Annotated in this window: 14 protein-coding genes and 1 pseudogene; 8 read left to right on the top strand and 7 right to left on the bottom strand. The window is 51.9% G+C overall.

Annotation, left to right across the window (positions count from 1 at the left end):
- Positions 1-70: 70 nt before the first annotated feature.
- The 4 genes from K8W53_RS03550 to K8W53_RS03535 form a co-directional block, all read right to left on the bottom strand.
- Complete coding sequence (locus K8W53_RS03550) at positions 71-358, bottom strand: DUF2623 family protein (RefSeq protein WP_001059119.1); 288 nt, start codon at positions 356-358, stop codon at positions 71-73.
- An 84-nt stretch (positions 359-442) separates the two neighbouring features.
- A complete protein-coding gene (locus tag K8W53_RS03545; protein ID WP_021000782.1) occupies positions 443-2,086 on the bottom strand; it encodes a methyl-accepting chemotaxis protein in 1,644 nt (547 codons plus the stop codon).
- A 306-nt stretch (positions 2,087-2,392) separates the two neighbouring features.
- On the bottom strand, positions 2,393-2,887 hold the full coding sequence (locus tag K8W53_RS03540; RefSeq protein WP_000439335.1) for a TIGR00645 family protein: 495 nt from the start codon (positions 2,885-2,887) through the stop codon (positions 2,393-2,395).
- A 278-nt stretch (positions 2,888-3,165) separates the two neighbouring features.
- Complete coding sequence (locus K8W53_RS03535) at positions 3,166-3,669, bottom strand: ESA_00282 family adhesion-associated protein (RefSeq protein ID WP_001534190.1); 504 nt, start codon at positions 3,667-3,669, stop codon at positions 3,166-3,168.
- A gap of 103 nt (positions 3,670-3,772) precedes the next feature.
- Between K8W53_RS03535 and K8W53_RS03530 the strand changes: the two genes are divergently transcribed.
- The 3 genes from K8W53_RS03530 (at position 3,773) to K8W53_RS03520 (ending at position 5,582) form a co-directional block, all read left to right on the top strand.
- Positions 3,773-4,183 carry a hypothetical protein gene (locus K8W53_RS03530; protein WP_001524105.1) on the top strand — a complete coding sequence of 137 codons (411 nt, stop codon included), beginning with the start codon at positions 3,773-3,775 and terminating at the stop codon, positions 4,181-4,183.
- Complete coding sequence (locus K8W53_RS03525; RefSeq protein ID WP_000665656.1) at positions 4,170-4,574, top strand: hypothetical protein; 405 nt, start codon at positions 4,170-4,172, stop codon at positions 4,572-4,574. The genes K8W53_RS03530 and K8W53_RS03525 overlap by 14 nt, the downstream gene beginning before the upstream one ends.
- A gap of 123 nt (positions 4,575-4,697) precedes the next feature.
- Complete coding sequence (locus K8W53_RS03520) at positions 4,698-5,582, top strand: SDR family oxidoreductase (protein WP_000019032.1); 885 nt, start codon at positions 4,698-4,700, stop codon at positions 5,580-5,582.
- 112 nt (positions 5,583-5,694) lie between these two features.
- Here K8W53_RS03520 and exbD read toward each other — a convergent pair whose 3' ends face one another.
- Both exbD and exbB read right to left on the bottom strand, forming a co-directional pair.
- On the bottom strand, positions 5,695-6,120 hold the full coding sequence (exbD, locus tag K8W53_RS03515; RefSeq protein WP_001251476.1) for a TonB system transport protein ExbD: 426 nt from the start codon (positions 6,118-6,120) through the stop codon (positions 5,695-5,697).
- A 6-nt stretch (positions 6,121-6,126) separates the two neighbouring features.
- Entirely contained in the window at positions 6,127-6,861 is a 735-nt protein-coding gene (gene exbB, locus K8W53_RS03510; protein WP_023223863.1) for a tol-pal system-associated acyl-CoA thioesterase, read from the bottom strand.
- 251 nt (positions 6,862-7,112) lie between these two features.
- Between exbB and metC the strand changes: the two genes are divergently transcribed.
- Both metC and yghB read left to right on the top strand, forming a co-directional pair.
- Positions 7,113-8,300 (top strand): cystathionine beta-lyase, encoded by a 1,188-nt coding sequence (metC, locus tag K8W53_RS03505; protein ID WP_023259267.1) that lies wholly within the window; start codon positions 7,113-7,115, stop codon positions 8,298-8,300.
- Between the two features lie 139 nt (positions 8,301-8,439).
- Positions 8,440-9,099, top strand: a complete 660-nt coding sequence (gene yghB, locus K8W53_RS03500) for a DedA family general envelope maintenance protein YghB (protein ID WP_000268441.1) — start codon at positions 8,440-8,442, stop codon at positions 9,097-9,099.
- Positions 9,100-9,162: 63 nt separating this feature from the next.
- Here yghB and K8W53_RS03495 read toward each other — a convergent pair whose 3' ends face one another.
- A complete protein-coding gene (locus K8W53_RS03495) occupies positions 9,163-10,062 on the bottom strand; it encodes an AraC family transcriptional regulator (RefSeq protein WP_001078198.1) in 900 nt (299 codons plus the stop codon).
- Between the two features lie 192 nt (positions 10,063-10,254).
- Here K8W53_RS03495 and yqhD point away from each other — a divergent pair, with 192 nt between their 5' ends.
- From yqhD to K8W53_RS03480, 3 genes and pseudogenes are all read left to right on the top strand, one after another.
- A complete protein-coding gene (yqhD, locus tag K8W53_RS03490) occupies positions 10,255-11,418 on the top strand; it encodes an alcohol dehydrogenase (RefSeq protein WP_001058720.1) in 1,164 nt (387 codons plus the stop codon).
- 105 nt (positions 11,419-11,523) lie between these two features.
- Entirely contained in the window at positions 11,524-12,351 is an 828-nt protein-coding gene (dkgA, locus tag K8W53_RS03485; RefSeq protein ID WP_000013100.1) for a 2,5-didehydrogluconate reductase DkgA, read from the top strand.
- 165 nt (positions 12,352-12,516) lie between these two features.
- Positions 12,517-14,002: pseudogene (locus K8W53_RS03480) on the top strand (DASS family sodium-coupled anion symporter).

The following is a 14,002-nucleotide window of genomic DNA, read 5'->3' as shown; positions in this document are numbered from 1 at the left end:
GACGGAACAGTAAAACGAAGGGAAGAGGCGATAGTGTAATTAATTAAAGCAAGATAATACCCCTGTTGGATCAACCTTCGAGTCGATAACCGGCCATAAAGAAGCGAACCGCCATCCCGGAATGATTCTCTTTAAAGAAATCCATCACCATTTCTTTATCCAGACCATAGCGACGCGTCAGAATTCCAGCCTCCCACGCGCTAAGTTGACGATCGCCGGTCTTTTCGAACATACGGTGTGTAAAACCCAATACAAAGCCACGTTTATACTCAGAACAGAAATTCACCGCATGATGCGCGCTATATGCATATGGCGCGTGCAACCCGGCCATTAACCCTTTCCCAAAATGATTATTCATCTGACCTCCTTAGTCGCTATATAATAAATTATATAGCGACTAATTAAATGAAGGCCAGCGCATTACGCGCTTTTTTGCTTCACATCAGAAGGCAACCCATTCATCAGTAGACTGTGCGGGAGTCGACGCCATTCTCTGAACGCCAGGCGCCGCTTTCGCCGTTACGCGTTGTTGCGGCTCACTAGCGGAAAGCCGGAACTGCTGTACGGAGCGTTGCAAATCCTCCGTCTGCCGTTCCAGCGCCGCCGCCGCCGCGGAAACCTGCTCAACCAGCGCGGCGTTTTGTTGCGTAACGCTATCCATTTGCGTAATCGCCACGCCAACCTGAGAAATACCTTTACTCTGTTCTTCGGAGGCGGACGCGATCTGTTTCATAATCGTCGTCACTTCCGTGACGCCGCGCAGGATGGCGTCCATCGTCGCGCCGGTCTCCTGGACCAACTGCGCGCCCTGCGCTACGCGACGTACCGATTCGCCAATTAAGGCTTCAATTTCTTTCGCCGCCCCCGCGCTGCGGCTGGCCAGGTTACGTACCTCACCGGCGACCACCGCGAAGCCGCGTCCCTGCTCGCCCGCTCTGGCCGCTTCTACCGCTGCGTTCAAGGCCAGAATATTGGTCTGGAAAGCAATACTATTAATCACGGTAGTAATTTCGGCGATCTGCTGCGAACTGGCGGAAATACCGTTCATTGTTTCTACCACATCGGAAACCAGTTCACCGCCTTTTCCTGCCGTTAGCGAGGCGGCATCCGCAAGCTGACTCGCCTGGCGGGCGTGTTCGGCGTTCATTTTCACCGTTGCGGTAAGCTGTTCCATGCTGGCGGCAGTTTCTTCCAGCGCGGCGGCCTGTTCTTCCGTTCGGGAAGAGAGATCGTTATTACCGGTAGAAATTTCCGTCGCGCCGCGCCAGATATTGTCGCTTCCGGCGCGGATCGTACTCACGGCTTCGCGTAAACTGTCCTGCATCGCGCGCAGTAGCGGCACCAACCGGCCTACGCAGTTACGCCCCAACGCTTCAATCGGCTGGCTAAGATCGCCTTGCGCGATGCGCTGAAATTGCTGACGGATGCGCTCCAGCGGTTTCACCATCATTGCAACCAGATAGCGATCGGTAAAAATCAGGATAGCAATGCCCAGAATCACCGCCGTGATAAGCAGGATGCGGATGGTATAGGTTTTACCATCGACCATCACACGTGTGTTATCCAGCATGGCGCCAGCTTCATGACTAAACCGTTCCGCGCTGGCGCCGAACGCGCGACTGAGTGCGGGCGTGACCGTACTGGCATGTTCGCTCCAGGCGGTCAGCGATCCTTGCTGCGCCAGTTGCATTTGAGGAACGACGCCTTTCTCCAGCAAGGCCTGCCAGTTGGACAACACCTCCCTTGAGATATCAGGGTTCATCGGCCCTGGCGATAGCGCTTTCATCTCCTCCAGCTTCTGACGCATATTCTCGAGCGACTGCCGGGCGGGCGCAAAATCGGGCGTGCCGCCGCCGATTTTTACATCCATCGCGCGGCTAAGGCGGGTAACAAAGCGGAAATATTGATCGTTACCCTGGCTTAGCACCGTCATTTGCCGCACAAGATGCCGGTCAATATCATTTCCTTCCGAAACTTCGGATAAAGCATGGACGCTGTATAACCCCACCCCCGACCAGAGTAGACAAAAAAGTCCCAGTATCGTCAGCATGACCATACGAATAGTAAAGTTTTGCAGCAAACGCATATGAATTTCCTTGCTGAATATAAGAGATTAGTCATCAGACGATGACGCACTCTCGTTATCGGCAAGGCGCGGAGAATATATAATGCATTCTCCATTTTTTTACAGTTATCGCCGTTCACGTACCCGCAGATGTTATATATCTGTGAACGCAGAGAAAATCTTTTAGTCTTATTACTGAGTAAATGAATAGATGTAGTAAAAATATTGCGTAAGGCTGCAGGGAGACGGTTATCCGCCGTTAAAGAAGCGCTGTTTTACAGCCGGGCTCAGCGTCCTTTGCCCGACTGCCCCGCCGTTGACGGCGGCTCAATGGTTATGCCGCGTCAATCTGTCCAGATAGCCCATCACGAACGCCGACAGGACAAAGGTCAGATGGATGATGACATACCACATTAATTTGTTATCCGGGACGTTTTTCGCGTCCATAAACACGCGTAACAGGTGAATGGAAGAGATAGCGACTATCGATGCCGCCACCTTATTTTTTAGCGACGTCGCATCCATTTTCCCCAGCCAGTTCAGCTTCTCCTTGCCCGCAGAGATATCCAGCTGAGAGACAAAGTTTTCATACCCGGAGAACATGACCATTACCAGCAATCCGCCAACCAGCGTCATATCAACCAGCGATAACAGCACCAGGATCAGATCGGCTTCCGCCAGGGCAAAAACGTTCGGCAGAACGTGTAGAATTTCTTGGAAAAATTTTAGCGCTAAAGCGATCAGCGCCAAAGAGAGGCCAAAATACACCGGCGCGAGCAGCCAGCGAGACGCATACATTACATTTTCAAGAAAGCGTTCCATAGGGACCTGTCAGGTAACTAAAATCAGCAACAGTATATCTCAACCATGCAACATCAGATCAACATGCAGTTAAGAGCCTATCCCACCAGGCGTTATTGGCGCAGCCAGTTTGGACACGGACAGCGCGCAAAAACCGGAGCGTACACGTAGTACGTGAGGTTTGACTCGCTACGCTCGCCCTTCGGGCCGCCGCAAGCGGCTTTCAAAACGCTAACGCGTTTTGGCGAGCACTGCCCAGGTCCAAAATGGCAAGTAAAATAGCCCTAATGGGATAGGCTCTAAATCTCATCCGGTTTAACCTGTGGGCGCTGATATTCCGGCCATACCAGCGCGACCAACGCCGGGTAGGCTTCAAGACTGAACTCACGAAAACACTGGCGTAAATTAAGGACGTCCAAATCCGAATACGGCACCTTTTCTCCGTTCAGACAACGCTTCTTAATATTGTCGTAATACTTATAAACGGCAGAGTTAAGGTCGCTGCAACGACGCTGTGCGTCAAATAATCCAGGCGTTTCATTCAACTCAGTCATTGTCATTCGTTTTATCGTTGCATGAAGGAAATCGATATATTCATGGTTAACGCGCCAGTACCATACCGGCGTTATCGAATTCATTAATACTGAGAAATGATCTTCGCCCTCTTCCTTTGTCATGGGTTCAGTTTGATTTAAATTTACGACTTTTCCACCAGGACGTTTTTTATTAACCTCCCACATCAGGAAGAGTATCGCGCCGGTCAGTAATAGCAATATAATAACAGAATAAAAAATACTGTTCATAGCAGGCTCCATTTTTTTTGATTTTAAAATTACGCCATGTTATTGTCAACGAAACCTACACTATTAAAAATAGTATACCACTGATCGTAAAGGATATTTAGTCATGCTTCCTGAGCATCTGGTTTCCTCTCATTTTCGCCTGTCATCGCCGCCCCCTGAAGCCACAGAAAACAGTAAAAATTTGCCTCAGGGAAAGACAAAACTCAGCGATTACGAGCCCGATATTTTAATTAGCGCTAACGCTGCCGGGCAACACAGAAACGTATTATTTGAAGAACGTGACCGTCATATTAAAGAACGTCTGTATTGTGTGGCTAAAATTGAAACGTTTGCCCGCCTGATAAACGCACTACAGGCAGAAGGCGATATTGATGCCCAAACGCTAAGTAAAATACTGGCGGATAAAACCGCAATGATAAATGAAAAAGGCAATGCCATTTGGCTTAATTTAATCACTCGCGAAACCGATATGCCGCTATTTTATTCACTGGAAGATAAAGATGAAAGAAGTTGAAGACAATAACGTTTATTTGGCTTTAGACAACCATAAAAGTGATGAATTTATCTTAAAGCAAAATCTTGCAGCGCTAATCGCCAGTAAAAATGCCACCCTGGAAAAGGTAACGCAGGAGGTGGTATCCATACCGGCGGCGTTAGTGCGCCTGAAGTGGCAAAACCGACGGGAGATGTATGCGTTACAGGTCAAAGAGGAGATTTATGGCGCGACCATCAATGCCATTATCGAGCAGCATCCTGAATTACGAGACAAAATTATGTCTCGTCTTGAAAGTGACTGGCAGCATCTGCTGGCTCGCGAGACGGCAACCTTACGTCTGATGCGTAAGCTTTCCGATGGCGACTACCGGACGCGCAACGTCACCACCGTCGCACGGCAAGAAAAATAACCTTCATGGCTAGTTAACTCTGTTGTGAATACGGGTGAAGCATAAGGATCGTTCTGATTCTCCCTCTTACGGTAGTAAAAGTGTCTACGCTTAAAGGGTGTTCAACCTGAAGGGAGAAGCTCAATGTCTCATCTATACGACCCTACCACGCAGTATTACACCGGCGAGTATCCTAAGCAAAAACAGCCGGCGCCCGGCGTCCAGGCGAAAATGACGCCTGTTCCTGACTGTGGTGAAAAAAGTTATGTCGGCAGTGGTCGCCTTAAAGATCGTAAGGCGCTGGTGACAGGGGGCGACTCCGGGATTGGGCGCGCTGCCGCTATCGCTTACGCGCGTGAAGGCGCCGATGTCGCGATCAACTATCTGCCAGCGGAAGAAGAGGACGCCCAGCAGGTTAAAGCGCTGATTGAGGAGTGCGGCCGTAAAGCGGTGTTATTGCCAGGCGATCTTAGCGACGAATCTTTCGCCCGTTCGCTGGTCCATAAGGCGCGTGAAGCGCTGGGCGGGCTGGACATTCTGGCGCTGGTGGCCGGTAAACAGACGGCAATCCCGGAGATAAAAGATCTGACCAGCGAGCAATTTCAGCAAACCTTCGCCGTTAACGTATTTGCTCTGTTCTGGATAACCCAGGAAGCGATTCCGCTGCTGCCAAAAGGCGCCAGTATTATCACGACGTCGTCTATCCAGGCGTATCAGCCCAGTCCGCACCTGCTGGATTATGCGGCAACCAAGGCGGCAATCCTCAATTACAGCCGTGGCCTGGCGAAACAGGTGGCGGAAAAAGGAATTCGCGTGAATATTGTCGCGCCTGGCCCTATCTGGACAGCGCTGCAAATTTCCGGCGGTCAAACCCAGGATAAAATTCCGCAGTTTGGCCAGCAGACGCCAATGAAGCGGGCCGGCCAACCGGCAGAGCTGGCGCCGGTGTATGTCTATCTGGCAAGCCAGGAATCCAGTTACGTTACCGCAGAAGTGCACGGCGTGTGCGGCGGGGAGCATTTAGGCTAACGCATGAAGTCGATTACGATGGCGCACTTCTGTTAAGCAAGGCGCCATCTTAGGCAATAAAAAAGCCGGGTGGCGACTTCGCCTTACCCGGCCTACAGCATCAGCAGAATACTTATTTCGCTTTCGCGGTCTCTTCGCCAACCAGACCAATCTTGAGATAGCCCGCCTGATGCAGCATATCCATCACTTTCATCAGGGTTTCATACTCTACGGTTTTATCCGCGCGGAAGAAAATCGTAGTATCCTTTTTCCCTTCCGTCAGGGCCGTTAGCTCGGCAATCATCGTATCATCCGTCACCGGATCGTTACCGATAAACATGGTGTTATCCGCTTTCACCGACAGATAAACCGGTTTTTCCGGACGCGGCTGTGGCGTACTGGTAGAAGCGGGCAGATTCACCTTGACGTCTACCGTCGCCAGCGGCGCAGCCACCATAAAGATAATCAGCAGAACCAACATGACATCGATAAACGGCGTCACGTTGATTTCATGCATTTCGCCGTTGTCATCCAGGTTCTCGTTAAGACGCATTGCCATGACGCATTACCCTACCCGTAATTTCTGCGCGGCGCGTACCGGCTGCGCACTGGCGCTCGCATTCAGATCGAGATCGCGGCTTTGCAGCAGCAATACCTGCGCCGCCACGTCGCCCAGCGTCGCTTTGTAACTGCCTATCTGACGTGCGAAGATGTTGTAAATGACGACCGCCGGGATCGCGGCTACCAGCCCAATCGCCGTCGCCAGCAGCGCTTCCGCAATACCAGGAGCAACCACCGCCAGGTTGGTGGTCTGCGTTTGCGCAATACCGATGAAGCTATTCATAATGCCCCATACGGTGCCAAACAACCCGACGAAGGGGGAAATGGCGCCGATCGTCGCCAGATAACCGTTGCCTCGTCCCATGTAGCGGCCAACTGCCGCGACGCGACGTTCCAGACGGAAGCCGGTACGTTCTTTAATCCCTTCGTTATCTTCGCTGCCCTTAGAGAGTTCCAGTTCATTCTGCGCTTCATTGATGAGCTGTGCGCTGAGGCTTTTTGCGCTGAAACCTGCCGCAATGTCGGAAGCCTGATCTAAGGAGCGCGCATCGGCTAATTGCAGTTGTTCGCGCTTTAAGCGGCGCTTTTGAGTGAAAAATTCAACGCTTTTACTGAAGAAGATAGCCCAGGTGACGACTGACGCCAGAATCAAACCAATCATCACGCACTTCACGACAATATCGGCGTGCTGATACATGCCCCAGACGGAAAGATCCGTCTGCATCAAATTATTACCCACTCTGTATCTCCAGGACGCAAATCACAAAATCTGAGCATAATAATATCAAAACAACGTCGAATTGATAGTCGTTCTCATTACTATTTACATACTGCCGCACCTTTACTGCTTTTTCTTTGCGCTTACGCATTAAAAAAGCCACCTGTTTTTATTTTGGCAAAATTTTCATCTGTATCACACGTCGCCAGGGTGCAGATGGTTATATTCATGCTAGTTTAGACATCCAGACGGTTAAAATCAGGAAACGCAACATGACGGATAAACAGTTGGATACCAAACTGGTAAACGCAGGACGCAGCAAAAAATACACGCTTGGCTCAGTGAATAGTGTGATTCAACGCGCTTCTTCACTGGTGTTTGACACCGTCGAGGCAAAAAAACACGCTACCCGCAATCGCGCCAACGGCGAATTATTTTACGGACGCCGGGGAACGCTGACCCACTTTTCACTCCAGGAAGCCATGTGTGAACTGGAAGGCGGCGCCGGATGCGCGCTCTTCCCGTGCGGCGCGGCGGCGGTCGCCAACACCATTCTGGCATTCGTTGAGCAGGGCGACCACATCCTGATGACCAACACAGCCTATGAACCCAGCCAGGATTTCTGCAGCAAAATTCTCGGCAAACTGGGCGTGACGACAAGCTGGTTCGACCCGCTCATCGGCGCTGATATCACGCAACATATTCAGCCGAACACGAAAGTCGTTTTTCTGGAATCCCCCGGTTCTATTACCATGGAGGTACATGATATTCCGACCATTGTCAGTGCGGTCAGACGCGTCGCGCCAGAAGCCGTCATCATGATTGATAATACCTGGGCGGCTGGCGTTCTGTTCAAAGCGCTGGAGTTCGATATTGATATCTCTATCCAGGCGGGCACTAAGTATCTGATTGGTCATTCTGATGCGATGGTCGGTACTGCCGTTGCAAATGCGCGCTGCTGGGAACAATTGCGGGAAAACGCCTATCTGATGGGGCAAATGCTCGACGCCGACACGGCTTATATGACCAGCCGCGGGCTGCGCACGCTCGGCGTCCGACTGCGCCAGCATCAAGAAAGCAGCCTCAAAATCGCCGCATGGCTGGCGAACCATCCTCAGGTCGCGCGCGTTAATCATCCGGCCCTGCCGGGTAGCAAAGGTCATGCCTTCTGGAAACGAGACTTTACAGGCAGCAGCGGTCTGTTCTCCTTTGTGCTCAATAAAAAGCTGACCGAGGCAGAATTATCAGCCTATCTGGATAACTTTTCGCTGTTCAGTATGGCCTACTCCTGGGGAGGCTACGAATCGCTGATTATTGCTAATCAGCCGGAACAGATCGCCGCGATTCGTCCCGCAGGCGGCGTAGATTTTACCGGTACGCTGATTCGGGTGCATATTGGTTTAGAGAGTGTTGATGATTTGATCGCTGATTTAGCCGCCGGCTTCGCCAGAATTGTGTAAAGTTGCCGGGGATGGACATATATGCAGACAATTTCCGTGGAAAAGTCTGCGTTTGTTGCGTCCGGGATCAAGGCATCCCGGACGATTCAGGAGTACAATAGGCGAATAAAAGCATAAATGCTGTTCCACAGGAAAGTTCATGGCTGTCATTCAAGATATTATCGCTGCGCTCTGGCAACATGATTTTGCCGCGCTGGCGAATCCACACGTTGTTAGCGTCGTCTACTTTGTCATGTTCGCCACGCTATTTTTAGAAAACGGTCTGCTGCCAGCGTCATTCTTACCCGGCGATAGTCTGCTACTACTGGCAGGCGCGTTGATCGCCCAGGATGTGATGCATTTTTTGCCGACGATTGGCATTCTCACCGCCGCGGCCAGTCTCGGCTGCTGGCTAAGTTATATCCAGGGACGCTGGCTCGGTAATACGCGTACCGTCAAAGGCTGGCTGGCGCAGCTTCCGGCAAAATATCATCAGCGCGCCACCTGCATGTTTGACCGTCACGGTTTGTTAGCGTTGCTTGCCGGGCGCTTTCTGGCGTTTGTCCGCACTCTGCTGCCAACAATGGCAGGTATTTCCGGCCTGTCCAACCGCCGGTTTCAGTTTTTTAACTGGTTAAGCGGCCTGCTGTGGGTGACTGTCGTGACCAGCTTCGGCTACGCGCTCAGTATGATCCCGTTTGTTAAGCGCCATGAAGACCAGGTAATGACATTTTTAATGATCCTTCCCGTCGCGCTACTGGTCGCCGGACTGTTAGGTACGCTGGTCGTGGTGATTAAAAAGAAATACTGTAACGCCTGACGTATCCATAATCGGCCAGGATGGCCCGGTTACGCTTCGTTGACCCGTGGCGGGATGCCCCACTTAGCTCCCTTGCATTGTCCGCATTCTTGCCGCATCTTCGCCCGGCGTAACGCCAAAATAACGTTTAAACTCCCGGCTAAACTGCGATGCGCTCTCATAGCCGACCCGCATCGCCGCGGCGCTGGCCTTCATACCATCGTGAATCATCATCATCCGCGCTTTATGCAGTCGGTAGCTTTTTAAATACTGCAACGGCGAGGTGCTGGTGACCGCCTTAAAATTATGGTGAAACGCCGACACGCTCATGTTCGCTTCTGCCGCCAGTTGCTCAACATTCAGGTTCTCGGTGTATTTCATTTCGATCTGTTTAAGTACGCGACTGATCAGGCTAAAGTGCGTCTGGCGACTAACCAGTGCAAGCAGCGCCCCGCCGCGCGGTCCCATCAGCACATGATAAAGAATTTCGCGAATAATCTGTTTTCCCAGAATCCGCGCATCCAGCGGGCGCTCCATCACATCCAGCAATCTTTCCACCGCGCATAAAATCTCGTCCGACAGCGTGGCGGAGTTAATCCCACTGGCCGCCATCGGCAACTGGAAACGCTCATCTTCGCCAATGTCCATGAGCAACTCTTGCAGTTGCAGCACATCAATGTCGAGCCGAATACCGGCCAGCGGTACCTCCGGCGTTGCCCAGGTCTCGCATTCAAAAGGGAGCGGCACGGTCAGTAAGAGATATTCATTAGCGTCATAACGAAACTTGCGCTTGTTAATATAGCCAATTTTATGGCCGGAAAAGAGAAATATGATGCCAGGCTGATACATGACCGGCGTGCGCGGCCCCGGTTCAACACCATACAACAGACGAATGCCCGCCAGCCGCTCGCTGATTATTTTATCATTATTTTTTAAATGATTAATTTTATCCGCCAACTGTAAGCAAATTGCTTCACGATTCATAACGCGCCATTTTTTCATCAAATCCACTCCGCTGGATTGTGCGCATTTTTAGCGATTTTCTCCAGCATTCTGGAGAAATAGGCAAAACATTGGCAGAAATGTGCATTGAGAGACATCCCTCACAAGGCCACAATGATGACCATCAGGCAGACAGCCGCCTGCCCTCTTTTTACCCACATAAGGGAATGAGCAATGAACAATTTCAAATTACATACCCCTACCCGCATTCTGTTTGGTAAAGGCGCTATCGTCGATCTTCGCGATCAAATCCCGCAGGACGCCCGCGTGCTGATTACCTATGGCGGCGGTAGCGTGAAAAAGACCGGCGTACTGGCGCAAGTTCAGGAAGCGTTAAAAGGACTGGATGTTCGGGAGTTTGGCGGTATTGAACCGAACCCGTCCTATGAAACGCTGATGAAGGCCGTGCAGCTTGTGCGCGACGAAAATATTACCTTCCTGCTGGCCGTTGGCGGCGGTTCCGTACTGGACGGCACCAAATTTATCGCCGCAGCGGCGCAGTATACGGACGGCGTCGATCCGTGGCACATTCTGGAAACCGGCGGTACTGAGATTCGTAGCGCAATCCCGATGGGGTCTGTGCTAACCCTACCGGCAACCGGCTCAGAATCGAACGCCGGCGCAGTCATTTCCCGTAAAACCACTGGCGACAAACAGGCCTTCCACTCCTCGTTCGTGCAACCGGTGTTTGCCGTACTGGATCCGGTCTACACCTATACATTGCCGCCGCGCCAGGTTGCGAACGGCGTCGTGGATGCTTTCGTCCATACCGTTGAGCAGTACGTCACTTACCCGGTTAACGGCAAAATTCAGGATCGTTTCGCCGAAGGCATTTTACTCACACTGATTGAAGAAGGTCCCAAAGCGCTGCAAGAGCCTGAAAACTATGACGTCCGCGCTAACGTGATGTGGGCCGCTACTCAGGCGTTAAATGGCCTGATTGGCGCTGGTGTTCCGCAGGACTGGGCGACGCATATGCTGGGCCATGAGCTTACCGCGATGCACGGTCTCGATCATGCCCAAACGCTGGCTATCATTCTGCCTGCGCTATGGAACGAAAAACGAGACGTTAAACGCGCAAAACTCCTGCAATATGCTGAACGTGTATGGAATATCACCGACGGTTCCGACGACGAGCGTATTGATGCCGCCATTGCCGCCACCCGCCGTTTCTTTGAACAGATGGGCGTGCCTACCCACTTGTCCGATTACGGTCTGGATGGCAGCACTATTCCGGCGCTACTGGCTAAACTTGAGGCGCATGGATGCACAAATTTAGGTGAAAATCAGGATATTACGCTGGATGTCAGCCGTCGGATTTATGAAGCGGCGCGCTAAGGTTTTTTCGCCTCTGACTTTCGTTTTTGGCCATTTCGTCCAGACTTAAGTCACTTAGTCTCGCCGGACCCGACTCCGGCGAGCCAATTAAAAGAGGAACACATCATGGCTAATCCAACCATTATCAGGCTACAGGATGGCAACGTAATGCCACAACTTGGGCTGGGAGTCTGGAAAGCAAGCAATGAAGAGGTGATCGCGGCGATTCATAAAGCGCTGGAGGTGGGCTATCGATCGATTGATACCGCCACAGCATATCAGAATGAAGAAGGCGTCGGCAAAGCGCTAAAAGCAGCGAGCGTAGCGCGGGAAGAGCTGTTTATCACCACCAAGTTGTGGAATGACGATCAAAAACGTCCCCGCGAAGCCCTGCAGGAGAGTCTGAAAAAACTGCAGCTTGATTATCTCGATCTCTATCTGATGCACTGGCCCGTACCGGCTATCGATCACTATGTCGACGCCTGGAAGGGCATGATCGCGCTGCAAAAAGAGGGGCTGGTAAAGAGTATCGGGGTCTGTAACTTTCAGATCCATCACCTCCAGCGTCTGATCGATGAAACCGGCGTTACCCCTGTGATCAACCAGATCGAGCTTCACCCCTTGATGCAACAGCGCCAGCTACATGCGTGGAATGCGACGCATAAAATCCAGACCGAGTCCTGGAGCCCGCTGGCGCAGGGCGGCGAAGGCGTATTCGATCAGAAAGTGATTCGCGAACTGGCGGATAAATACGGCAAAACGCCCGCCCAGATTGTTATTCGCTGGCATCTGGACTGCGGGCTGGTCGTCATTCCGAAATCCGTCACCCCTTCCCGTATCGCGGAAAACTTTGCTGTCTGGGATTTCCGTCTCGATAAAGATGAATTAGGCGAGATCGCAAAACTGGATCAAGGCAAACGCCTCGGCCCCGATCCGGATCAGTTCGGCGGTTAAGCCAGATTTATCGCACGCCATGCCCGACGATGTCGTCGGGCTTTTTTGCATTCCGAAACATTAAGAAACAATTACGCGCATTTAACAGTATATTTCCCCCACACACAAGCGCATAATTATTCTGATTTTGTGAATATTTATTCATATTTATTATAAATTTACTTAATACATATAAAATATTTATGGATGTGTGATTGTGGCGGAAAAAAAATCTCAGGGCGTCAAATGGCTCCCATTAATTCTTATTCTGGTTATCGCCGCCGGACTGTGGCAGCTAACGCCCCCTTCCGGGTTAAGCGCGCCGGCCTGGCATTCCGCGATTATTTTTGTCGCGACGATCGCCTCTATCGTGGCGAAAGTGCTGCCTATTGGCGCGGTCGGTATTATTGGTATCACCGTCTTTGCGCTCGCCTATGCTGCCGGCGACAAAACGGCCAGCGGCGCGATTACCACGGCCTTGAGCGAGCTGAACAGTTCACTGATCTGGCTTATCGTCGTCGCCTTTATGATTGCCCGTGGGTTTATCAAAACCGGGCTGGGTCGGCGTATCGCCCTACAAATGATCCGTCTGTTAGGTAAACGAACGCTGGGCCTGGCTTATGGCCTGGCGTTTGCCGATCTGATCCTCTCCCCCGCGATGCCCAGTAACACCGCGCGCTGCGGCGGCGTGATTTACCCGATCGCCGACTCGCTGGCGCGCAGCTTTGATTCACATCCGGAAGATGAGTCTCGCAGCAAAATCGGCACCTTTCTGATCACCTGTATTGGCAATGTTAACGACGTCACCGCCGCACTGTTTATGACCGGTTATACGGGTAACCTGCTGGCGGTAAAACTGGCGGCGAACGCCGGCGTTACGTTGAGCTGGGGAAGCTGGTTTATCGCCGCGCTCCTGCCTTGCCTGGTCTCTTTTCTTATCGTCCCGCTGCTGGTCTACTGGCTGACGCGTCCGGAAATTAAACATACGCCGGATGCGCCGGATTTGGCGCGCAAAGAGCTGGCGCAAATGGGCAGTATGACGCGCGGCGAGTGGCTCATGCTGGCGACCGTCGGCGTGTTGCTGGTGCTATGGATTTTTGGCAGCTCGCTCGGCGTGGATGCCACGACGGCCTCTTTTGTCGGTCTCTCGATTTTATTACTGAGCGGCGTGCTCACCTGGGAAGACGTTAAAAGCGAAAAAGGCGCCTGGGATACGTTGATTTGGTTTGCCGCGCTGCTGATGATGGCTAACCAGTTGAAGAAACTAGGATTCACCAGTTGGTTTGGCAACCTGATTGGCGACAGCATCGGCAGTACGATGCATGGAACCAGTTGGATAATCATCCTGCTGCTGCTTAACGCAGCCTATTTTTATACCCACTATTTTTTCGCCAGCGGCAACGCGCAAATCGCCGCGCTGTATGCGGTATTTCTGGGCGTCGGTCTGCATCTGAATATACCGGCAGCGCCGATGGCGCTTATGCTGGCGTTTACCAGCAGCCTGTACTGCTCTCTTACGCAGTATACCCACGCACGCGGCCCCATTCTTTTTGGCGCCGGCTATGTACCGACGGGCGTCTGGTGGCGAACGGGATTTATTATCAGCCTCTTTAATCAGGCGGTCTTTTTGACAGTCGGCCTCGCATGGTGGAAAGTGTTAGGGTTGTATTAA

This window comes from Salmonella sp. A29-2 (genome assembly GCF_020150755.1).
GTDB lineage: Bacteria > Pseudomonadota > Gammaproteobacteria > Enterobacterales > Enterobacteriaceae > Salmonella > Salmonella enterica.
The sequence above is the reverse complement of the archived record's forward strand: the minus strand, read 5'-3'. Positions and strand labels throughout refer to the sequence as shown.

Coding starts and splice junctions, on each gene's coding strand:
- K8W53_RS03550 (WP_001059119.1), bottom strand. CDS start 358: ATGAATAATCATTTTGGGAAAGGGTTAATGGCCGGGTTGCACGCGCCA.
- K8W53_RS03545 (WP_021000782.1), bottom strand. CDS start 2,086: ATGCGTTTGCTGCAAAACTTTACTATTCGTATGGTCATGCTGACGATA.
- K8W53_RS03540 (WP_000439335.1), bottom strand. CDS start 2,887: ATGGAACGCTTTCTTGAAAATGTAATGTATGCGTCTCGCTGGCTGCTC.
- K8W53_RS03535 (WP_001534190.1), bottom strand. CDS start 3,669: ATGAACAGTATTTTTTATTCTGTTATTATATTGCTATTACTGACCGGC.
- K8W53_RS03530 (WP_001524105.1), top strand. CDS start 3,773: ATGCTTCCTGAGCATCTGGTTTCCTCTCATTTTCGCCTGTCATCGCCG.
- K8W53_RS03525 (WP_000665656.1), top strand. CDS start 4,170: ATGAAAGAAGTTGAAGACAATAACGTTTATTTGGCTTTAGACAACCAT.
- K8W53_RS03520 (WP_000019032.1), top strand. CDS start 4,698: ATGTCTCATCTATACGACCCTACCACGCAGTATTACACCGGCGAGTAT.
- exbD (WP_001251476.1), bottom strand. CDS start 6,120: ATGGCAATGCGTCTTAACGAGAACCTGGATGACAACGGCGAAATGCAT.
- metC (WP_023259267.1), top strand. CDS start 7,113: ATGACGGATAAACAGTTGGATACCAAACTGGTAAACGCAGGACGCAGC.
- yghB (WP_000268441.1), top strand. CDS start 8,440: ATGGCTGTCATTCAAGATATTATCGCTGCGCTCTGGCAACATGATTTT.
- K8W53_RS03495 (WP_001078198.1), bottom strand. CDS start 10,062: ATGAATCGTGAAGCAATTTGCTTACAGTTGGCGGATAAAATTAATCAT.
- yqhD (WP_001058720.1), top strand. CDS start 10,255: ATGAACAATTTCAAATTACATACCCCTACCCGCATTCTGTTTGGTAAA.
- dkgA (WP_000013100.1), top strand. CDS start 11,524: ATGGCTAATCCAACCATTATCAGGCTACAGGATGGCAACGTAATGCCA.